General features: G+C 36.5%; 21 protein-coding genes. 9 read left to right on the forward strand and 12 right to left on the reverse strand.

Translation table 11 applies throughout. From position 1 onward, the window contains the following. Nucleotides 1-137 precede the first annotated feature (137 nt). Nucleotides 138-1,175, forward strand: coding sequence for a PorP/SprF family type IX secretion system membrane protein (locus tag ACFOW1_RS09280; RefSeq protein WP_379013798.1), 1,038 nt, complete (start codon nucleotides 138-140; stop codon nucleotides 1,173-1,175). Nucleotides 1,176-1,481: 306 nt separating this feature from the next. Here ACFOW1_RS09280 and ACFOW1_RS09285 read toward each other — a convergent pair whose 3' ends face one another. Then, nucleotides 1,482-2,012, reverse strand: a complete 531-nt coding sequence (locus ACFOW1_RS09285; protein WP_379013800.1) for a YkgJ family cysteine cluster protein — start codon at nucleotides 2,010-2,012, stop codon at nucleotides 1,482-1,484. A 438-nt stretch (nucleotides 2,013-2,450) separates the two neighbouring features. On the opposite strand from ACFOW1_RS09285, the gene ACFOW1_RS09290 reads away from it, so the two are divergent. The 6 genes from ACFOW1_RS09290 to ACFOW1_RS09315 all read left to right on the forward strand — a co-directional run bounded on the left by ACFOW1_RS09290 (nucleotide 2,451) and on the right by ACFOW1_RS09315 (nucleotide 9,039). Continuing rightward, nucleotides 2,451-4,340: a DNA topoisomerase IV subunit B gene (locus ACFOW1_RS09290; RefSeq protein ID WP_379013801.1), complete on the forward strand. Its 1,890-nt coding sequence runs from the start codon at nucleotides 2,451-2,453 to the stop codon at nucleotides 4,338-4,340. Nucleotides 4,341-4,406: 66 nt separating this feature from the next. Beyond that, nucleotides 4,407-5,225: a DUF1835 domain-containing protein gene (locus tag ACFOW1_RS09295; RefSeq protein WP_379013802.1), complete on the forward strand. Its 819-nt coding sequence runs from the start codon at nucleotides 4,407-4,409 to the stop codon at nucleotides 5,223-5,225. Then, nucleotides 5,222-5,611: an SMU1112c/YaeR family gloxylase I-like metalloprotein gene (gene gloA2 / locus ACFOW1_RS09300; RefSeq protein ID WP_379013804.1), complete on the forward strand. Its 390-nt coding sequence runs from the start codon at nucleotides 5,222-5,224 to the stop codon at nucleotides 5,609-5,611. The genes ACFOW1_RS09295 and gloA2 overlap by 4 nt, the downstream gene beginning before the upstream one ends. Before the next feature lie 120 nt (nucleotides 5,612-5,731). Next, a complete protein-coding gene (locus ACFOW1_RS09305) occupies nucleotides 5,732-8,251 on the forward strand; it encodes a DNA gyrase/topoisomerase IV subunit A (RefSeq protein ID WP_379013806.1) in 2,520 nt (839 codons plus the stop codon). A 134-nt stretch (nucleotides 8,252-8,385) separates the two neighbouring features. Continuing rightward, the gene (locus tag ACFOW1_RS09310) at nucleotides 8,386-8,679 is read left to right on the forward strand and encodes a type II toxin-antitoxin system HigB family toxin (protein ID WP_379013807.1); all 294 of its coding nucleotides are present in this window, start codon (nucleotides 8,386-8,388) and stop codon (nucleotides 8,677-8,679) included. 3 nt (nucleotides 8,680-8,682) lie between these two features. Next, the gene (locus ACFOW1_RS09315; RefSeq protein ID WP_379013808.1) at nucleotides 8,683-9,039 is read left to right on the forward strand and encodes a helix-turn-helix domain-containing protein; all 357 of its coding nucleotides are present in this window, start codon (nucleotides 8,683-8,685) and stop codon (nucleotides 9,037-9,039) included. 3 nt (nucleotides 9,040-9,042) lie between these two features. On the opposite strand, the gene ACFOW1_RS09320 is transcribed toward ACFOW1_RS09315, so the two are convergent. Both ACFOW1_RS09320 and ACFOW1_RS09325 read right to left on the reverse strand, forming a co-directional pair. Further along, a complete protein-coding gene (locus tag ACFOW1_RS09320) occupies nucleotides 9,043-10,773 on the reverse strand; it encodes a DUF885 family protein (RefSeq protein ID WP_379013809.1) in 1,731 nt (576 codons plus the stop codon). 99 nt (nucleotides 10,774-10,872) lie between these two features. Further along, nucleotides 10,873-11,844, reverse strand: coding sequence for a hypothetical protein (locus ACFOW1_RS09325; protein WP_379013810.1), 972 nt, complete (start codon nucleotides 11,842-11,844; stop codon nucleotides 10,873-10,875). 175 nt (nucleotides 11,845-12,019) lie between these two features. On the opposite strand from ACFOW1_RS09325, the gene ACFOW1_RS09330 reads away from it, so the two are divergent. Further along, complete coding sequence (locus ACFOW1_RS09330) at nucleotides 12,020-14,890, forward strand: alpha/beta hydrolase family protein (RefSeq protein WP_379013811.1); 2,871 nt, start codon at nucleotides 12,020-12,022, stop codon at nucleotides 14,888-14,890. Nucleotides 14,891-14,990: 100 nt separating this feature from the next. On the opposite strand, the gene ACFOW1_RS09335 is transcribed toward ACFOW1_RS09330, so the two are convergent. The 7 genes from ACFOW1_RS09335 to ACFOW1_RS09365 form a co-directional block, all read right to left on the reverse strand. Continuing rightward, nucleotides 14,991-15,437: a nuclear transport factor 2 family protein gene (locus ACFOW1_RS09335; protein ID WP_379013813.1), complete on the reverse strand. Its 447-nt coding sequence runs from the start codon at nucleotides 15,435-15,437 to the stop codon at nucleotides 14,991-14,993. A 74-nt stretch (nucleotides 15,438-15,511) separates the two neighbouring features. Then, nucleotides 15,512-16,084 (reverse strand): pentapeptide repeat-containing protein, encoded by a 573-nt coding sequence (locus ACFOW1_RS09340; protein WP_379013814.1) that lies wholly within the window; start codon nucleotides 16,082-16,084, stop codon nucleotides 15,512-15,514. 34 nt (nucleotides 16,085-16,118) lie between these two features. After that, entirely contained in the window at nucleotides 16,119-16,733 is a 615-nt protein-coding gene (locus ACFOW1_RS09345) for an alpha-ketoglutarate-dependent dioxygenase AlkB family protein (protein ID WP_379013816.1), read from the reverse strand. Continuing rightward, nucleotides 16,720-16,965 carry an Ada metal-binding domain-containing protein gene (locus ACFOW1_RS09350; protein ID WP_379013818.1) on the reverse strand — a complete coding sequence of 82 codons (246 nt, stop codon included), beginning with the start codon at nucleotides 16,963-16,965 and terminating at the stop codon, nucleotides 16,720-16,722. The genes ACFOW1_RS09345 and ACFOW1_RS09350 overlap by 14 nt, the downstream gene beginning before the upstream one ends. Then, nucleotides 16,965-17,807, reverse strand: a complete 843-nt coding sequence (locus ACFOW1_RS09355) for a methylated-DNA--[protein]-cysteine S-methyltransferase (protein ID WP_379013819.1) — start codon at nucleotides 17,805-17,807, stop codon at nucleotides 16,965-16,967. The genes ACFOW1_RS09350 and ACFOW1_RS09355 overlap by 1 nt, the downstream gene beginning before the upstream one ends. 124 nt (nucleotides 17,808-17,931) lie before the next feature. Next, complete coding sequence (locus tag ACFOW1_RS09360) at nucleotides 17,932-18,855, reverse strand: hypothetical protein (protein WP_379013821.1); 924 nt, start codon at nucleotides 18,853-18,855, stop codon at nucleotides 17,932-17,934. 191 nt (nucleotides 18,856-19,046) lie between these two features. Further along, nucleotides 19,047-20,027 carry a PhoH family protein gene (locus ACFOW1_RS09365; RefSeq protein ID WP_379013822.1) on the reverse strand — a complete coding sequence of 327 codons (981 nt, stop codon included), beginning with the start codon at nucleotides 20,025-20,027 and terminating at the stop codon, nucleotides 19,047-19,049. A gap of 473 nt (nucleotides 20,028-20,500) precedes the next feature. Here ACFOW1_RS09365 and ACFOW1_RS09370 point away from each other — a divergent pair, with 473 nt between their 5' ends. Beyond that, entirely contained in the window at nucleotides 20,501-21,112 is a 612-nt protein-coding gene (locus tag ACFOW1_RS09370) for a DUF4294 domain-containing protein (protein WP_379013824.1), read from the forward strand. Here ACFOW1_RS09370 and aat read toward each other — a convergent pair. Both aat and ACFOW1_RS09380 read right to left on the reverse strand, forming a co-directional pair. Beyond that, on the reverse strand, nucleotides 21,109-21,753 hold the full coding sequence (gene aat / locus ACFOW1_RS09375) for a leucyl/phenylalanyl-tRNA--protein transferase (protein WP_379013826.1): 645 nt from the start codon (nucleotides 21,751-21,753) through the stop codon (nucleotides 21,109-21,111). The two genes, ACFOW1_RS09370 and aat, sit on opposite strands and share 4 nt — an antisense overlap. Nucleotides 21,754-21,795: 42 nt before the next feature. Continuing rightward, nucleotides 21,796-22,104: an ATP-dependent Clp protease adaptor ClpS gene (locus ACFOW1_RS09380; protein WP_379013827.1), complete on the reverse strand. Its 309-nt coding sequence runs from the start codon at nucleotides 22,102-22,104 to the stop codon at nucleotides 21,796-21,798. Nucleotides 22,105-22,158 lie beyond the last annotated feature (54 nt).

The following is a 22,158-nucleotide window of genomic DNA, read 5'->3' on the forward strand; positions in this document are numbered from 1 at the left end:
ATGCTTGGGATGGTAAGCTAAACGGCGTACCATTGCCAGTAGGCACGTACTATTACATCATCAACCCAAAAAATGGTCGTGGTATACTGAGTGGTAGTGTCACGATTATTAGGTAACAACAATTAACTTAGCAGTTCATGAAGACTTTTTTATACCAACGATTGATTGTTTTGTTGCTGCTTTTTGCGGTAACAGGAACATTTGCGCAGCAAAGACCTTATTATACACAATATATACTAAACAATTATATTATAAATCCTGCTGTAGCAGGTATTGAAAACTATACCGATATTAAAGTGAGCCACCGAGCGCAGTGGGTGGGCTTGGAAGGTGCGCCAATAACTACCTATTTAACCATTCATGCGCCGTTATCTAAAAGTGCGTATGATGAACGTGAAAATCCAACTAGTTTTCACAGAGAGGGTGGCAACCCAAGAGGACAAGCCTATTGGGAAACCTATCAAAAGCCAGAACCGCATCACGGTGTTGGGTTTACCATTTTAAACGATAAGACGGGGCCTCTAAATCGTTTTGCAGCCTATGGTTCGTACGCTTACCATTTAAGCCTGAGCAGTAAAACGAACTTATCGTTTGGTGTGAGTGCAGGCATTACGCAAATGAGTATTGATAATTCGAAGGTGGATTTTGGAAACACTACGGTAGACCCTGCCGTAAATGTGAGTAGTTCTTTAAATACCATCAAACCGGATATAAGCGCAGGATTGTGGTTGTATAGTAAAAATTATTTTGTAGGTGTATCGGTACAACAAATAGTACCTCAAAATTTGGTATTTTCTGGTACTGCTGTGCAAGTAGATAATGGTAGATTAATACCACATATGTTTTTACAAGCAGGTATGCGTTTGTATTTAAGTGATGATTTAACGTTAGTGCCTAGTGTTATGGCTAGATACATCAATCCTTTACCGCTCGGGGTAGATGTAAATGCCAAATTGCAGTATCAAGATTTACTATGGGTAGGCGGTACTTTTAGATACCAAGACGGTTTTGCTGGAATGCTTGGTGTAAACTTGAGTAATAGTATTAATATTGGTTATTCATATGACATCAATACTTCTAATCTAAGGACGGTAAGTCAGGGTTCTCATGAAATATTAGTAGGATTTTTGATTGGTAATAAATATGGCGATTGGTGTCCTAAGAATTTGTTTTAGTTTTTTAGGATAGGAACGCTGATAACGCAGCGTTGAAGTATGCTAACGAATTTTACATTGTTTAGCATTAAGAAGTTCTCGCCAAATTAGAAAATTTTCAAAAAAACGCATTTACATTGCCAATGTATTTAAATACATTGGGATATTTTTGAACACATTGCCAATGTTAACTATCACAATGGCAATGTAATGTGTCGCAATGGCGATGTAATTATTAACAATGGCGTTGTAACGATTCACACAGCCATTGTTGTAAATAGAAGTAGCAAAAATGCCATTGTAATAGTAACTATTAGCGTTTCAAGGCTAATAGTATGCTTCAGTAATAACAGTTTCAATAAAGCCTATCTCAATTTTTAATTGTTCTACCACATTGTAAATAATAGGGCAGCGGTTATAGTGCATAAACGTGGTAAATATGCGCTTGGTAAAATTGGGTAAATGCAAGGCAGGAAACTCTCTACAACCGGCAAAGCGATAATCATAAACGGTGCATTTTTGGTTGCTTAAAAAATGACAAGGCATGGTATTTATCACCATCATGCTACCGCCTTTTTCTAAACAAGTACTGTCAAATTGAGCTCTCGTTTGTTGTAAATGTGTAGCTAAATTATCAGCCTCCTCTTCAGTAACATTAATCATTAAGGTTTTGCAACAGTTGCCACAAGTGGTACAATCTACTTTTGACGAAATGGTATTATTTAAAGAATAAACCAATGTATCAATTTGTTCAGGATGAGCAACAGATTGTAAAAAACTGCCGAAGGCCTCGTTTTCAGATTGTTTTTCTACAGCTAATACAGCAATAGTAGATAAGTTAGTTTCTATATGTATCACTCAACAATTAATTTATAATGATTGCCTAAAGAAGTAAATAAAATTTGTATAAAACCTATTGAGGCAATAAAGTGTGATACATTTTTTAGATGTGGCAAAAGTAGCAGAATTTATTATTGTGATGAAATGGTGTACAGTAAAAGGTTTATGCACAAAGTTTCGGTAGTTGTTAAAAAAATGATACTGTTGTTGTTAAAGAAATAGTGTTTCTTGCGAGGTTGGTGGTGATAGGAACACCGATGACACGGATTGAACTGATGAGCACAGATTTTTGAATCTAGATAATCAATAAAATCATGTTCCATCATGGTTCAGACAATGCTCAATAAAGTATCAAAGCGTACAAGTGAGCGACGCAACGATGCTTAATAGTAGCACAAAAGCTGGTAACATAATTAAATAAACAATGGTAAGTGGACCATTGACAATGGACTGAATATGGCAGAAATAGTAAAAGCAGCGAATTACGACGAGAGTGACATTAAAAGCCTCGACTGGCGTGAACATATACGTTTAAGGCCGGGTATGTATATTGGTAAATTGGGCGACGGATCGGCGGCTGATGATGGTATTTATGTGTTGATGAAAGAGGTGATGGACAACTGTATAGACGAACACATGATGGGTTTCGGTAGGCACGTAGATATTACTTTAAAGGAAAAAGTGGTGACGATTCGTGACTATGGCCGTGGTATTCCTTTGGGTAAAGTGGTAGATGTAGTGAGCAAAATAAATACTGGGGCCAAATATGACAGTAAGGCCTTCCAAAAAAGTGTGGGCCTGAATGGTGTGGGTACAAAAGCGGTAAATGCCTTGAGTAGTTATTTTAAAGTAACGGCTTACAGAGAAGGTAAGGCAAAAACGGCTGAATTTGAACGTGGCATTTTAACCAAAGAACATAACGAAGTACCTACTACAGAAGAAAATGGTACCGAGGTATTGTTTATTGCTGATGATACGGTTTTTAGAAATTATCACTATTTGCATGAATACATTGATAACCAACTTTGGAACTATTGTTACTTAAATGCTGGCTTGGTAATTACGTTTAACAACAAGCGCTATGTAAGTAAAAATGGCTTGTTAGATTTATTGAAACGCAAAACGCCTGAGGATGAATTGCGTTACCCAATTATTCACTTAAAAGGTGAGGATATTGAAGTAGCGGTGAGCCATAATGGTGACTATGGTGAAGATATATTTTCGTTTGTAAATGGTCAGTATACCACACAAGGTGGTACGCACCAACAAGCGTTTAGAGAGGCTTATGTAAAAACCATACGTGACTTTTTTAAGAAAGATTATGAAGCGGCTGATATAAGGCAAAGTATTGTTGCGGCAATAGCTGTAAGGGTTCAAGAGCCTGTGTTTGAGAGCCAAACCAAAACCAAATTAGGTTCTCAAAATGTGAGTGAAGGTGGTAAAAGCATGAAGAACTTTGTGCAGGAGTTTTTGAGCAAAGAGTTGGATAATTTTTTGCATAAGAATCCAACTACTGCTGATGCCATCAAGAAAAGAATTGAGCAAAGCGAACGGGAACGTAAAGAGTTGAGTGGCATAAGAAAACTAGCCAACGAACGTGCTAAAAAAGCTAATCTGCACAATAAAAAATTGCGTGATTGTCGTATTCATTTTAATGATGAACCGCCAGTAAAAAATAGAGAGGATTTTATTTTAAATCAAAAGAATACCACTGTATTTATTACCGAGGGTGATAGTGCGAGTGGTTCTATTACCAAGGCTAGAAATGTAGATACACAAGCGGTTTTTAGTTTGCGAGGTAAGCCTTTAAACTGCTTTGGATTAACCAAAAAAGTAGTATATGAAAATGAAGAGTTTAACTTGCTACAACATGCTTTAAACATCGAAGATGGTTTGGAAGGCTTGCGTTACAACAATGTTGTTATTGCAACCGATGCCGATGTGGATGGTATGCACATTCGCTTGTTGATTATGACCTTCTTTTTGCAGTTTTTCCCCGATTTAATTAAGCGTGGTCATGTATATATTTTAGAAACGCCGTTGTTTAGAGTACGTAATAAGCAAGAAACTATTTATTGTTATGACGAAGCAGAAAAACAAGCAGCTACTAAAAAGCTTGGCAATAAACCAGAAACCACACGCTTTAAAGGTTTGGGTGAAATTAGTCCTGGTGAATTTGAACGGTTTATTACTAGCGATATGCGATTACAACCAGTGATTCTAGAACAAGGTGACCATATTCAGCATTTGTTAGAATATTATATGGGTAAAAATACACCACAGCGTCAAGATTTTATCATAGATAATTTGAGGGTTGAGATGGATTTGGTGGAGGAAGTAAATTAATTAACAATTAGTAATTGGTAATTAATAATTCATAAACTTTAAAATTCCCCTTTAGGGGCTAGGGGCATGATTCATATAGTTTTTAACGAGGCGGATGTAGCTGTATTACAACAAGCAATTGCGTTAGATGGTAGTTTGGAAGGCGAAGTAGTACAGATAAAAGATGATTTTGCAGTAGGGCCAATTGCCAATATTTACGAGACAGAAGGCTATCAACAACGAAGAGATTGGTGGCAAAATGCATTACAATATTCGCCTTATACTGATCAGATTGATTTGGTAGATGATAAGATGACGGTGTTTAATCTTATCAAGCAATTGAATGAAGACGAAAGCCTTGAGGTATGGATTTGGATGGGGCAAAACCAACATGATGTATGTGGTTATTATTGGTTAATGCCACAGTTGAAAGATTTTCAAGGAAGGATACAAGTGTTGTATTTGAACAATTTGCCCTTTATTAATGAAAAGGGGGGTATTTTTTATCCAAGTTGGTTAAGTGAAATTCAGCCGAAAGAGTTTTTAAAAGCTAAAAAATTGGCAAGACCAATAACGCTGAGCGAATTTGAAATAGACCCCGATGAATGGTTGAAATTATGCAGGGAAAATAGTGGTGTAAGATTGCTTGAAGGTGGTAAAAAAATAGTCAGCAAAGGCTATGACTACTATGATGCTGAAATACTGACCATGATTTCTGCTGAACCGCAGAAGTTGAGCAAAATAATGGGCAATATTGCTAACAAAACGAAGATTAAAACAGGGGATGTATTCTTGGTTTGGCGAATAAGAAAGCTAGCAGAATTTGGTGATTTAGAAATTGGAGGTGATTGGGAAAAAGGATGGAAAGAAATTAGTGTAAAATTGAAACCAGTTATTTTAGAATGAAAATAAATAATATTCATCATATAGCTATTATCGTGGGTAATTATGAGCAAAGCAAACGCTTTTATTCTGAGCTGTTAGGCTTTACAATTATTAGAGAACTGTACAGGGCAGAAAGAGATTCGTACAAGTTGGACTTAGCTGTAAATGGCTTATACCAAATTGAGTTGTTTTCGTTTCCTGAAACTAAATCAAGAGCATCTTTTCCTGAAGCTAAAGGTTTACGGCATCTTGCTTTTGCAGTAGATAATGTGGCTGAATGGATAGATTATTTAAGAGCAAATAAAGTAGACGTACAAGATATAAGAATAGATGAAACAACAGGCAGAAGATTTGCATTTTTCAATGATCCTGATGGGCAGCCATTGGAGTTGTATGAAAACAGTTGATTGGTAAATAAGCAGTTGCAGTGTGCGACGCAACGATGTTTAATTAGAAGACAAAAGCTGGTCACAAAAATAGATTAATAACATAACACAATAATCCCCCTTTAGGGATTATGGACAAATATGGCAAAAGACAAAATTGATAATAAGGTTTACGAGAACGAAAGTGGTGTACAGGGGCAGTATAAAAATTGGTTTTTAGATTACGCATCGTACGTAATTCTAGAACGTGCCGTGCCTGCTATTGAGGATGGTTTAAAACCTGTGCAACGTCGTATTCTGCATGCCATGAAGGAAATGGATGATGGCAGATTTAATAAGGTAGCCAATATTATTGGTCAGGCAATGCAGTACCACCCACACGGTGATGCGAGTATTGGCGATGCTTTGGTAAATATGGGTCAGAAAGACTTGCTAATAGATACGCAAGGTAACTGGGGCGATATTAGAACAGGTGATGTGGCGGCTGCACCTAGGTATATTGAAGCTAGGCTAAGTAAGTTTGCCTTAGACGTGGCTTTTAACGCCAAAACTACCGAATGGCTGTTAAGCTATGATGGTAGAAAGCAAGAACCTGTAACGCTGCCTATGAAGTTTCCGTTGCTATTGGCACAAGGGGCAGATGGTATTGCGGTGGGTTTAAGCACCAAGATTTTACCACACAATTTTTACGAAGTCATTGAAGCTGCTATTAAATATCTAAAAGGCCGCAAGTTTGAACTCTATCCTGATTTTCAAACCGGCGGTATGGTAGATGTGAGCAACTATAACGAGGGCAAACGTGGTGGCAAGGTGAAAGTTCGTTGTATTATTGAAGAGCTAGATAAAAAGAGCTTGATTATCCGCGATGTGCCTTATGGGGTAACGGTTTCGCAATTGTGTGATAGTATTACCAAAGCCAACGATGCGGGTAAAATAAAGATTAAAAAGCTGACTGAGTTTACAGGTAAAAACGTAGAGGTACAGGTAGACCTTGCACCGGGTATTTCATCGGATATTACCATTGATGCCTTATATGCGTTTACCGATTGTGAGGTAAGTATTTCGCCCAATGCGTGTATTATTGAAAACCACAAACCTCGCTTTGTGGGCGTGCAAGAATTGCTAACCGTATCGGTAGATAATACCAAAGAGTTACTAAATCGTGAGCTTGAAATAAAGCTTGGCGAATTAAACGATAAGTGGCACACCACATCGCTTGAAAAAATCTTCTTCGAGCAAAAGATTTATAAAGAACTAGAACAAAAACACGAAAGTTGGGAGAAAGTGATTCAAGCAATTGAAGCGGCTTTTATACCTTTTCTGTCTATCTTAAAAAGACCCGTTACAAGAGAAGATGTGTTAAAGCTGACAGAAAAACCTGTGCGTCGTATTTACCGTTTGGATATTGATGATTTGATTAACCAAATTAAGGGTATTGAAGCTGATATTGCACAAGTTGAGTACGACTTAGCGCATCTAACAGAATTTGCCATTGCTTATTTTGAAAACTTGTTGAAGAAATATGGCAAGGGTAGAGAACGTAAAACTGAAATTAAGTTGTTTGATACCATTAGTGTGCAACAAGTAGCTATTGCTAACACTAAGCTATATGTAAACAGAGAAGACGGCTTTATAGGTACAAGTTTGAAGAAAGAGGAATTTTTGTTTGACTGTAGCGATATAGACGACATTATCATCTTTACCAAACGTGGTATCATGAAGGTGGTAAAAGTGGGCGACAAAGTGTTTGTAGGTAAGGATATTATTCATATTGCCATCTTTAAAAAGAACGATGAACGTACCACATACAACATGATTTACCTTGATGCTGCAAGCGGTGTAAGCTATGCGAAACGCTTTAATGTAACCGGTATTACACGTGATAAGGAGTACGACCTTACCAAGGGCAGCGATAAAAGCAAAGTGCATTATTTTAGTGCCAACCCTAATGGCGAAGCCGAAATAGTAAAAGTGGTACTAAGCCCTAACTGTACAGCAAGAATTAAAGAACTAGACTTTTACTTTGAAGAACTAGAAATTAAAGCAAGAAGTAGTCAGGGTAATATTGTAACTAAATACCCTGTAAAAAATATTAAATTTAAAGAAGCTGGAAGAAGCACTTTGGCTGATAGAAAACTGTGGTTTGATGAGCAGTTTGGCCGCTTGAATACAGATGAAAAAGGTAAATATTTAGGTACGTTTGAAGGTGACGATAAGGTGCTAGTAATGTATCACGATGGGCATTATGAAATTACCGATACAGAACTCACACAGCGCTTTGATGCAGAGAAAATACGACTAATAGAGCGCTTTAACCCCGACAACATATTTACAGCCGTGTACCTTGACAAAGCGAAAGAACAGTTTAACGTGAAACGCTTTAAAATAGAAGCCACTACTTTAAAAAACAAATACCTGTTTATAAAAGAAGGCGACGGCAATATGCTAATGGCAGCCACTTCTATACAAGAACCAATATTGATAGTGCAAACAGGCAAGGGGCAAACGCTAAATAAAGTGAAGTTTAAAATAGCAAGCATGATGGAGGTAACCGGCTGGAAAACAGTAGGTGCCAAATTAATGGGCTATTCTAAAACTGCTGAAATGACCTGGGAAGAATTGCCAAAAGAAGACAATGCGCAGCCTGAATTGTTTGGGTAATCGCTTGTCATTCTGAGGAACGAAGGATCTGATGATATTTTTTTAATACGTCTTGCATTACAAGGCTTATTATTGGATGAAAACTAGAAATTCCCAATTCGGGAACTTTTCTTACTTTTGTCAAAATTTCATAAGTGAGAGTAATTGCTAAGAAAATTTTAAGAGACTTTTGGGAAACGCATGCTGATAGTGAGCAACAACTGAAAGCTTGGTATCAAGAAGCTTCAAACGCTAATTGGAAAAACCCGAATGATATAAAGATAGATTACCCAAGTGCTAGTATTTTACCAGATAGTCGAGTAGTTTTTAACATCAAAGGCAATCATTACCGCTTAATAGTAAAAATTAATTATGATTATGAAATGGTGTGGATACGATTTGTTGGTACACATGCAGAATACGATAAAATAAATGCTAAAATAATTTAAACAATGACTATTAAACCAATAAAAACCGAAGCCGATTATCAAGAAGCATTACTGCGCCTTGAAATAATTTTTGATGCAAAACTTGGTTCTAACGAAGGTGATGAATTAGAAATTTTAGGTATCCTAATTGACACTTACGAAAAAGAACATTTTCCAATTGCCTTGCCTGATCCAGTTGAAGCCATTAAATTTAGGATGGAGCAACTAGATTATTCGCAATCTGACTTAGCCGCAATTTTTGGTGTAAAAAGTAGAGCGAGTGAGATTTTGAATAAAAAAAGAAAACTCTCACTTGAAATGATAAGACAATTACATAGCAAACTAAATATTCCTACAGAAGTTCTTATTCAAGCCTATTAATTTCTACTTCCCATAAAATTGCCAGCTAGTAACAAAGTCTTTGGTCAATGTTTGGTTTGTCAATATCGCTCTAAGCATTTCTATTGGCATGGCGTTTTCGTGTAGTATGGCATCGTGGTATTGCTGGTAGGTCATTTTACCAGTGTCTACCAGTTCTTTTTTCAAGGCCCAAAATTGAAAGGCGCCAATCATGTAACCTATTTGGTACAATGGTGGGTAACCACCTGTAAAAGAACGTCTCACTTCACCTTCTGCATTGGCGCGTTCGTGGCCTACACGGTCTACCAAAAAGTCGATGCATTGCTGCGGTGTCCATTTACCTAAATGATAATTCAGCGAGAAGATAATTCTTGCACAGCGGTGCATACGCCAAAACAACATGCCTATTTTATCTTCAGGCGATTGCGGAAAGTTTAAATCCCACAATAAAAATTCCCAATACACAGCATTACCTTCTGTCCAAAATGGTGTATCGAAGTTGCGGTAAGCTTTGTAGCGGTTGTTCATATAATACTGCAAGTGATGGCCTGCTACTAGCTCGTGGTGTACAGTTGCTCTAGAAAAATGTGGGTTGTTACCACGCATCGCCATAAGTCTATCTGCCTCTTTCATGGTATTAGTGGGGTAAGCCACTAGCAAGCTTTCGCCGCCTAGAAAGAAAGGTGCAAACTGCTGCCGTTCTGGCGACAGCATATTCATTGGCCAATCTTCTTCTGCTAATGGTGGAATGGTTACTAAATGGTGGTCTTTTAAAAAAGCTACCGATTCATTGTATAGCTTCATCACCGCTTGCGGTTGTTCGCCAGCAGGTACGTAGGTATTTTTTACTTTTTCTTGTGCGGCATGCCAATCGTTGCCATAGCCCATGGCTTGGCTAGCTTTTAATAGTTCTTTTTCACACCAAGCAAATTCTTTATTGGCAATTTCAATTAATTCCTCAGGTGTGTAAGGTATCATTTCGTAATGCAGTTGTTGCAATATTTCATCTCTACCTATTGGGTTGCCCACAATACCGCTACCATCATCTTTTTGTGCACTATTGGCTTTGCCTTTGATGGCTAGCATATTAGCGTAAATGTTTAGCAGGCTATCAGTGGCCTTGTAAGGCATCGGTATCCACCAAGTAAATTGAGGATCATAGCCATTGTAAAAGTCGAACACACTTTTTAAAGCACCTTGCAAAGCCCTTACGGTAGTACTAGCGCGGTTGCTTAAAGCGATGGTCATTGCTGTATCTTTTGATAGCTGTTTTAGCAGGGTATTTGTTTGCTGCTGAATATTTGAAAGGGTAAGTGCGAGTTGTTGAGCATTTACGGCAGCGCCGCGTCTGCGTGGCTTTTCTATGGCATAAATGGTATCTGCAAAAGGTATCCATTGGGCAATTTGCTGGTATTCTTTCGCCTCAATATCTAGTAGTCTAAGCTCGTTTCGTAGGTTTCTTTTAAAAAGAATATAATCTACGCGGCTGCCTACGGGTAATTTATCAAAATTAAGTTTGGCTAGTTCTGATAAATATTCGTTATGTAGTTGTTGTAAGCGTGTGCGCCTTTCAGGCGAATTTTTAATGGTGTAAAAGCGTGTAATGCTGTTCTTATCTGCATCATACTGTACCATTAAATTATTTACCTCACTTGTTTGCAGGTATAAAACCGATTCATTGTTTTGTGCATGGGCTTGTTGTATAAGTAATGCAAGGCATGCGACTATCGCAAGCAGTAAAAGAGTTGGTTTCATAAAAAACAGTGTTAGTATTGGTAAAGTAATCTAATTGAATGTGCACATAAATTCGCAATCAGGTGCTTATAATTTTATAAAAGGAAAAAAAAATTGGCGTTATGGCTTTTTCTTTCTTCTCAGTTTGATGGTAGCATTTCTATTAAGATCGCTCGTCATCATTATCTCGTGTCTTATTTTACCATCGTATAAAATTAAGGCGGCTGTATTCGGTGGTATTAAACCAAGATTATCGGCAAACATGCTTAGCTCGTTGTATTCTAGGCTGTCGCTAAGTGGCAAAGTAATGGTAATAGCACTGTGTTTAAGCATAGTAGAACCAAGTACCAATTTATCGTTAAGGTAAAGCGATACAGAATCGTAGTCTATTTCTCCATTATCATACAATTCTATACGAACACTACTGCTTTCAATATCAAGTTCTTGTGTATACACTTTTTGTCGATTGCTATATAATAGTTGTTTTGGATCAATTGCAGCTGGTGCTTTTTTTGTAACTACGGCAGTATCTGATTTTATTGCTATCGATGATGGGCGAGGAAGTATTACAGTTGCTTCTTTATTTTTTTTAGGTAATATAGTATAAGATTGTTTTTTTGGAGTAGGTGGTGGCGGTGCTATATCTTTAATTCGCTTAAAATTAAAGTTAATAACTGGGCAAGTAAATTGATGCTCATTATCGGCATATAACATGCCTTTTAGTACGCTTTCAACTCTTGAATTGCGTAAAGTCATTTGTGCATACATGGGACAATCTACACCAGTTTTAGTATCGTAAGAGCGATGAAAAATGATATTTTGTTTTGTTAGCAATAGTTGATTGCTCACCTTATCAAACTTTCCTTCTACTTTATTGGTAAATAAACTATCCCTAAAATAGTAGTTAAAAATACCAGTGACCTTACCATTTTTTTCATTCAAAATTAGTTCGCCAAGGTAATTATTTGTCTCGTTGGGCACTTCTGCAACGCCAATGCCATACCAGCTATCTTTAACAGATTGTGCGTTTAACGTTGCCGTAATACTTCCAACCATTATAATTGCTGTTAGCAATAATAAGTGCTTTTTCATAGAAGGTTTGTGTCTTTGCTATTATAGAATAAGTTATTGACTCAGCAATAGTTGTGCCCAAAAACAAGACATTCACATAAGGATGTAATATAACGCTCCGTTCATAATAAAAAAGCATTCTTTGCGAGCATTCGTTTATTTTTTAGATATTTTAGCCAAAACTTAATTGACGCTTATGAAGAAGATCTACGTATTGTTTTTGATAATGCTTGTTGCAAAAGGGCTTTTAGCACAAAAGAAACCTCTCGACCATTCAGTATATGATGGATGGCAAACCTTGGCAGAGAAATTAATTAGCAACGATGGTAAGTTGGTGGTGTACACAGTTACCCCGCAAGAAGGCGATGCCACTTTGGTGATTCAACTTACAAACGGTAAAAAACTATTTGAAGTAGAACGTGGCTATAATGCACGAATTACAGAAGATAATAAGTATGTAATATTTAAAATAAAGCCAACATTTACTCAAACTCGCGCAGCAAAAATTGCTAAAAAAGTGGCTGCTGATACGCCAAAAGATAGTTTGGCTATTGTAGACCTTACAACTTCTACAATAGAGAAAATACCAGCTGTAAAAAGCTATAAACTACCAGAAAAAGCCAGTAATGTATTGCTATATTTATTAGAAAAACCAACCGCTGATACGACTAAGCCAAAATTTACCGATAGTGTAAAAACTGAAGCGACGGCCGCTGCACCTAACCCTACTAGAAGAGGTGGAGCAAGAAGCGGTGCAGGCGCTAGTAACGATGGTGAAGAAGGAACGGAACTAGTGGTAAAATATTTAGCCGAAGGCCAAAAAACATCTTTGATGTTGGTAAATGATTATGTGATCAGCAAAACAGGTAATGTCGCAGTCATAAAAACGACCAAGAAAAATAGCGATGTCAACAATAAAGCATTTGTGTTGCAATTAAGTACCAATACTAAACAAATTGATACGGTATTAAAAGCTTTTAACGATGCCAAATCTTTTACGTTTGATGATGCAGGTAAGCAGCTTGCCTTTGTGGCAGAAAGAGATAGTGCTAAAAAAGAATCGCAGAAATTTTATAAATTATATTACTACAAAGCAGGTTTAGATAGTGCCAAATTATTAGCCGATAGAAGTACCAAAGGTGTGCCAGCAAAGCATACCATTAGCGAGTTTGCATCAATAGACTTTAGTAAAAGCGGTAAACGTTTGTTCATTGGTACATCGGTAATATTACCATCAAAAGATACAACATTGCCAGAATTTGAAAGGGCAGGGGTAGACGTATGGAATTATCATGATGATGATTTAATGACGGTGCAACTAAAAAATGTAGAAGCAGACACTCGAAAAAGCTATTTGGCCCGCTACGATTTTGAAAGTAATAGTATTGTGCCTTTGGCAGATGACAAGTTTCCGCGAGTACAACAAACTTTAGATGGCGACGGTGAGGTATTTTACACTAGCACAGATTTTGGTAGGCGAATTGCTCGCCAATGGCAGGGCAGCACGTTTAGCGATTTGTATAATGTTAACCCCATTACAGGAGAACGTAAATTGATTTTAGCCAATTTTAAAGGCAATGTGTATCCATCGTATACTGGTAAATTTCTATTGATATACGAGGATAAAAAGAAAGCATATACCATGTACAATAGCGCTACTCAAAAGTTATATGCAGTAGCTACCGATATAAAATATCCATTGTATGATGAGGAGAATGATGTACCAGATGATCCAAATCCTTATGGTATAGCCAAATGGATGGAAGGGGATAAATATGTATTGATTAACGACCATTACGATGTATGGAAAGTAGCTACAGAAGGTACTGAAAGAAGTATTCCTTTTACCTTCGGACGATATAATAAAATTGTACATCGCCATGCAAGTGTTGATGCAGATGAAAAGTTTATTAAAAACGATGGTTTGCTGCTGTTTAGATTATTTGATGAAAAAGATAAAAGTGCAGGCTTGGCACAGTTGAACCTAAAAAATAAAATTAGCCCAACCACTATTTTTAAAGAACCTGTAGCGCTTGGTACTGCTGGTTTTGGCGGTAACAGCGGCATTTTAAAAGCAAAAGATGCTAACCTTCTAGCTTTTACCAAAGAAACATTTGAAACTTCACCTAATTTGTATGTGCGTAAAATAAACGGTGCAGATGAAGTGAAATTATCTAATACCAATCCGCAGCAAGCCAATTACAATTGGGGTACATCAGAACTGTTTAAATGGAAAGCTTATACTGGCAAAGAAACTGAAGGTGTATTGTACAAACCAGAAGATTTTGACCCTAAGAAAAAGTACCCAATGATTGTGTACTTCTATGAGCGTAATAATGAAACCTTACACAATTACCGTTCGCCAGCACCTACTGCGTCTGCATTAAATATTCCATTTTTTGTAAGCCGTGGCTACATTGTTTTGGTGCCAGATATTTGGTACAAAATAGGCCATCCTGGTAAAAGCGCTTTTGACTATATCGTAAGTGGTACAAGAGCGGTAGTAAAAGCAGGCTTTGTAGATAGCACTAAAATTGGTATTCAAGGGCAAAGCTGGGGTGGCTATCAAACTGCTTATGTGATTACACAAACTAACTTATATGCAGCAGCTTGGGCAGGTGCACCAGTGGTAAATATGTTTAGTGCTTACGGTGGTATTAGATGGGAAAGCGGCGTTACACGTCAATTTCAATACGAGAAAACACAAAGCCGTATAGGTGCTACCATTTGGGAAAAACCAGAACTGTACATAGAAAACTCACCATTGTTCCATTTACCAAAAGTAAAAACACCTTTGGTAATTATGAGCAACGATGCAGATGGTGCAGTGCCTTGGTATCAAGGTATTGAGTACTTTACAGCTATGCGTAGATTGAACAAACCTGTATGGTTACTAGTGTATAATGGCGAAGCGCACAACCTAGTAGAAAGACGCAATCGTAAAGACTTGCAAATACGTGAACAGCAGTACTTTGATTGGCTATTAAAAGGCGAGAAACCTACCAAATGGCTAACAGAAGGCGTTCCTGCAGTGATGAAAGGTAGAGATTGGGGGCTAGGAAATTAATTTGATATTTACAATTTAAATTAAACAAATCGGACGTAGCAATTGCTACGTCCGATTTGTTTAACCAATATATTTTATCAACTAGATTAATGGTCGTAACTTACCACTTTGGTAATCTGCCATTGCCATTGGTTTCTTTCCAGATCATCAGAAATTTAAACGTGCCTATTTCAAGTTTGCCGTTTTCTATGTGTTCAAATTGGTGCGTACCTATTTCTATAGCGCCATAATCTTTAATAGGATGCACTTCTAAACTGCCTTCGATTAAAGTGCGTGTAAGCTTGTACGGCCTTGTATACATTTGGGCGAAATTTATGAATACGGTATCATAATTAATCAATCCGCCATTATCTTGAAACCATTCTAATGATGGGGAGAAAAAGGTTTTCATTAAAGCTAGGTGTTGTGCATTAAAAGCGGCAAAAAATAGGCTGTCTTGTGTACGAATGGTGTTGTACAATTGATTTGATGTAGGTGCTACTTTTTTTTCTTGTGCTTGTGTAGAAGCAGCTAAAAGTAATGTAAGTGATAATACGAATAGTTTCATAATAAGTTAGAAATTGGTTGCATGGCAAATAGTTAAAGCAATGAAAATAAGCAATATCAAATTGTTGACAGCATTTACACAATCACAATATCATAACTACTCAATAAGCCTGCAAGGCTAGCCGTAGCAAATTTTGCTTTTTTAATGCGATTGTTTGCAGGATTAATAGTAAAATTATAAGCGGTGGTGAAATCTGCTTTCTCAAGTATGGTATTACCAAATATGGCGCTGCTTAAATCGCAATTGTCAAATACTGCTTGGGTTAAATCTGCTTCTACAAAATCTACTTCTTGAAGGCTACAATTTCTGAATATAGTTTTTTTCATTTTGCATTTGTAGAATGAAGTAAGATTTAGTAAACAATTAGTAAACCCAACCGAGAAAATAAAATGATTGCAAGTATCAAAGCGTAAGCCTAAAAGCTTACAGTCATTAAGCCTTACAGCTCTAAATGCAGCTTGTTCTATTGATGCATTACTAAGGTTGCAATTCGTAAAAATACATTCAGAAAATTGTCGGTTATTTAAATTTATGCTTTCTAAATTGCAGTTTTCAAAGGTGCAATTATTGTATTCACCTTCAGGTAAGCCATTCTTCGTAAAGTCAATATTGGTATAGGTTTGGTCGTCAAAAGAACTATGTGACATGTGTTGGTTTCTGGTATTTATTTACATAGTAAAACTAGCTTTTATTTACAATAGTTCTAAACGTTAAGTTTACTCTTGGGGTTTGTATTTTGGTAGTTGGTGGTAAGCGGTGCAACCAATGTGTTTGTGTAGTGCCAGCCATTAACAATAAGCTACCGTGCTGGAGCATTATCGAAACCGTTTCCTGTGTTTGTTTATGTTTAAAGGCAAATTTTCTTTCGGCACCAAAACTTAACGATGCAATAGCTCCGTCTTTTTTTAAATCCGTTTCAGCATCACTGTGCCAAGCCATACCTTCCTCACCTGTATGATATAAATTTAATAGGCAAGAGTTATAAGTCTCACCAGTACTGAGCTCTGATAGTTGTTTAAGCGCTTTAAGTTCATCAGTCCAAGGCAATGCTTGCTTGGTCACATTTGAGTATTTATATTCAAAATCAGTATCGCCATACCAAGCCACTTTTCGTTTAGTGATAATACGTTTCCCAAACATGATAGCTTCATCATTGCGCCATTCAATAGTTGTTAATAATGCTTCTAAATAATCATTGGCTTCGTTTAGTGGCAGCAATTTGCCAAAATACTTTACAATGCCATCATAAGGTAAAAGGTTAGTATCTTGTTGTGGTAGTTGATTAAATAAATCCATTTTTCCAAAGTTGATAAGCTGCTTTAAGGCAATGACCGCAAGGTTTATAACCATTTTGTATTGCAGGATGTTCTGATACAAAAAATACACGATTGTTTCTTTTTAAACGCTTTCCCGATTTGCAATTTAGCTTGCCATATATTTTAAGTTGTTTATTACCGCCAAAGCAAATTTTTCTGCGCCTTATAAGTTGCCTTATAGTTACATCTGTTTGGTTACAATGTTCTACCATTACTGAAAAATTGTTGCTGCTTCCCAGCCAATGATGGCAGTTTTACGCGTTGTTCCCCACATATAACCACCAATATTACCAGTTGCTTGTATCACTCTATGGCAAGGAATTAAAAACGCTACAGGATTACTACCAATAGCCGTACCTACAGCTCTTGAAGCTTTTGGACTATTAATAGTATTGGCAATATCACCATACGTTATTAGCTGCCCCATCGGAATTTTAAGAAGGGCTTCCCAAACTTTAATTTGGAAATCGGTCCCTTTAAGATGTAATTTTATCTCTTGCAAATCGGTCCAATTTCGTGAAAAAATATGCAATGCTTGTTCTTGTAATTCGTTTTTTTGTTCTATAAAATTGGCTTTTGGAAAATGTGATTGCAAGTCAGTAAAACCAACAGCGTTATCTTCAATAAAAGCAATATAGCAAACACCTTTTTCTGTTGCGGCTATTATGATATCACCAAACATTGTGTTTGCAAAGCTGTATTTTATTTGCAAATGTTCGCCACCATTCTTGTATTCGCCGGGTGTCATGCCTTCTATATTCACAAATAAATCGTGCAATCTGCTACTGCTTGAAAAACCAGTCTCAGCAGCGGTGTCAAATAGGGTAGCAGTTGGCTTCTGTAATAAACTTTTGGCGTGTTGTATACTAATATATTGCAAAAACTTTTTGGGGCTTACACCTGCCCATTCAGTAAATAATCGTTGAAAATGAAAGGGACTTAAATGTACACTTGCCGCTATATCATCAAGGCTTGGTTGCGTTTGAAAATTTGTTTTGATATAATTAATAGCGTCTGCTATTTTGCTATATTGTAATGTCTTCGATTCTGTCATGAAAATTATTTATAGCACAAATGTAACTAGCCTATAAGCACCATAAAATCCGATTCTTGCGCATTTTATCCTAAACAAAACAGCCTCGCAATATTGCAAGGCTGTTTATAAAATACTAGACTTTTTAATGCTGTTGTTTCTTTAATTCGTCTACCATTTTCTTTGTGTCGTCTAGTTGTTTTTTTAAGTCAATCATATATAAAGTTAACTCTTCTACTTTTTTTAATAACAAACCATTCATTTTGCCTAAGTCAAGACCACTGGTTGTTACATCCTCTGTGGTAGGCATATCTGGTAAATGTTTGTATTTTTTAATGAAACCATCTAAGTCGTAAATATTCATGAGCTTATAGTTTGATTCAAATACGTTATCAAACCAATCTTCAGAATTTTTAATGGCAACTTTTACTTTTTCAGTTAAAATACCTTCTTCAACAAATAATTTATAACCATCATAATTGGTATTTACATCACCAATTTTTACTTTGCCATGATAACTGTCTATTGAAAATACTTCTTGATCCAAATCTATACCTGGGGCTTTATAACAAATTTTAAATGTTTGTGGCGATTTAATCGTGTTGTCGCCGGAAACTCTAGCGCCTACTGTCCAATAGCTTACATTTTTGGGATCGCTTAAGTCGCCATTAGAAAACATAACAGTAGGTTCGTTTTGACCATTTGGCGACCAACTGTTGCTTAATTGTAATAATATGTTTTTACGTCTCGTATCACCAGCATTGCGTTTAATTTCTAGTGCAGCTTGTGGTGTTTTTGTTCCAATACCAATATTGCCTACCATCGGAAATTGATTTTCACTATTGGGAAAAGCCGTATCAATGTACTGATACACCACATTTTTAGGCTCAGGATTAGTATTTGGAAATGTGGAAGGTGAAGTGACTGAATTACCAGTTGCTGGTGTTTTATAAGTTCTTGGTTTATAAGTTGTTAATACCTTTTTGGTTTTAGGTGCGGGCTTTTTTACCTGTGCGCTAGCAGCAAATGCTGATGCAATGAAGACTGTGAGGATTGCTATTTTTTTCATGAGTACAAAAAATTTTTTGGTTCAACTAAACCAACGGTTGAAATTACTTAAACATCTAACGAAATAAAGCCGCAAAAATTATTCTACTTGGTATTTATAACCAATTATTTATTCATGATATTTAATTTTCGTGCTATTGCAAATAAAAAGGCAGTCCTACAACTGCCTTTTTATAAAAAAATGTGATTGCTTTAACGGTGATAACCACTTCTGTCATCATTGTCTTGGTCTTTATCGTAAGCTTTGATAATAGCTTTAACCAATCTGTGTCTTACAACATCTTCACCATCTAATTCAATGTGTGCAATACCTTCAATATTTCGTAATATGCGAGAGGCTTTTTCCAAACCGCTTCGCTGGTTACGAGGTAAATCAATTTGCGTAGGATCCCCAGTAATAATGGCTTTCGCGTTAGGACCAATACGCGTTAAGAACATTTTTATTTGCAAATCATTGGTGTTCTGCGATTCATCAAGGATAATAAACGCATTATCCAAAGTTCTACCACGCATGTAGGCCAAAGGCGCAATTTCAATGGTTCTAGTACTCATATAATAACCCAACTTATCTGCAGGAATCATGTCGTCTAAGGCATCGTACAAAGGGCGTAAATACGGATCAATTTTTTCTTTCAAATCACCAGGTAAAAAGCCCAAACTTTCGCCTGCTTCCACAGCCGGCCTTGTAAGAATAATCTTTTTTACCACTTTATTTTTCAATGCTCTTACCGCTAATGCAACAGCAGTATAAGTTTTACCTGTACCGGCTGGGCCAATCGCAAAAACAATATCGTTGGTATCGCAAGCCTGAACCATTTTCTTTTGGTTAGCTGTTCTGGCTCTTACCGTTTTGCCATTAGGCCCAAAAACTAAGATATCGTTAGGATTACGTTCTACAAAATTGTCAATGGTTTCCACATCATCACCACCAAGAATTTGTTCGAAGTAATTCTCGCTTAAATGGCCGTTACGTTCAAGGTATTGAATAATTAAATCTATCTTTTCTTTGGCAGTATCTATCTGTTCTGGTGCGCCGCTAATTTTTATTTGCGTACCTCGCGATAAGATTTTGAGCAAAGGAAATTTCTTTTTTAGTTTGTCCAATTTGCCATTGTTCACACCAAAAAATTCTATCGGATTTACCGAATTAAGACTAATGATTGTTTCTGTCAATGCGCTAAATTTTAATGGTTACGAATTGTTGTTACAAGCTGCTTTTGCTTTTTATCAAATTTAATTTAATTCAATAGATACAAAAGTTTTTGATATGCACAGATTGTGGGTAATATTTTTAAACAGTGACCTTCTTGATCTATGCTTTCGTAAAATAATATTTCTACTGATTAATTTACAGAAAAAAATAAAGTCAATATAACAAATGGACTATTGACCAAAATCTAAACGATTTGTTATAACATAAAAACATATCTAATATATAAAAGTGCTTAAAGAAAAAAAGTAAGCAGGTTTATAGAAACAAAACAAAATAACTGCATTTGCTTATCGAGGAATAAATCATGGAAATCCTGATAAATCGTACGGGAATTCTGAAAAAAAATGTAAAAATTATACTAGGTAAGGTTACCTTTTTTATTATGCAGCATTAAATACAATTACTTGTCTATATTGCAACTATAATGGCACAAATGCACAAACAAATATTCTTGCTGGTACTTACACTAACGATTGCTAGTGTTATAAGCAAATCATTTGCGCAACGTAGCGTTTACGACACCATTAAATCTTATGCCGAAATTACACCTGAAGGGGATACTATCCCAATTGCTTGGTTGCCAACGGTTCAGGTAAACACTAAAATGCCTGAAAAATGGAAAAAATATTGGGCAGAATGGACGAGGTTAAGAAATGCGGTTTATATTACTTATCCTTATGCAAAAAGGGCGGGTAAAATAATGAATGAGATAAATGCAAAACTTGTAAATGTAACCGACAGAAAGCAGCGTAAAGCGATTATTAGAGAACGCGAAGCAGAACTGCGTAGAGAATTTACAAGTAAATTATCGCAGTTATCTGTATACCAAGGCAAGGTTCTAATGAAGCTCATTTTTAGAGAAACTGGCAGTAATTGTTACGAAATTGTGGATGAATACAAAGGTGGTTTTACGGCGATTGCTTATCAATCTGTTATGTTCTTTTTTGGAACAAGTCTTAAGCAAAATTACGACCCCAATGATAAGGATAAAGCGATGGAAGCCATTGTAAAAGATGTAGAAAAAATGTATGGCTACAAGAGTTAAATCAACTGTTCTAGCAGATGTACAAATTGCTGACGTAGTATCATTTTAGCGCCAAGGCTTTCTAAATGTTCTGTATATACTTGGCAGTCGATAAGCACAATACCTTCTCTTTTAAGTTGGTCTACAAAACTTATAAAAGCATACTTACTAGCGTTGCTTACCTTGCTAAACATGCTTTCGCCAAAAAATACTTTTCCAAGTTTAATACCATACAAACCACCCACTAATTGGTTATTTTGCCACGCTTCTACACTGTGTGCCATGCCTAGTTTATGTAAATGCGTATAAGCTTCTACTACTTCATTTTTTATCCAAGTCCCGTCTTGGCCTTTGCGTTCTGTGGCTTTGCAGGCATTTATTACTGCTTCAAAATTTGTATTAATCGTTATATCAAAAGCTTGTTTTTTAAACAAGGCTTTCATACTCTTACTTATTTTTAATTCCTCTGGAATTAATATAAAGCGAGGGTTAGGACACCACCATAAAGGTAAGTCACCATCATACCAAGGGAAAATGCCCTTTTTATAGGCGAGTAAAATGCGTTCAGGATGTAAATCACCTCCAATAGCAAGTAGGCCGTCTTCTAATGCCTCTTCAACATTGGGAAACCAAAATTTGTGGTCTAGAACTGCAAGTGGCATTACATTGAAATGTAAATAAAGGTGAGGGAAAGTAATATTGTATTAATGTTCTATAACCATTTCAATAGTTGCATTAATGCCTCTTTCGGTAATAGCTTCTTTCATCGGTTTTAAACTATCATAATGGCCATCTTTTACTGCATACTTACCTTTAAAGTGAATAATCATGGCACACTGCTCTGCTTGTTCAGCCGAATGACCACAGACTTCCATCAGCGTTTCAATAACCCATTCAAAACTATTTACATCGTCATTCCACACGATTAACTGATACGAGCTTGTTGTAGCCGTCAATACATCCGTATCAAATTCTTCCCAAGTTTTTGTAGCTGTATTTATAGTCACAATCATGATTACAAAAATAAAGCGTTCTAGTTAAAAATAGGTAGTTAGTAGTGTGCTAAT

This window comes from Parasediminibacterium paludis (genome assembly GCF_042651445.1).
Classification (GTDB): Bacteria; Bacteroidota; Bacteroidia; order Chitinophagales; family Chitinophagaceae; genus Parasediminibacterium; species Parasediminibacterium paludis.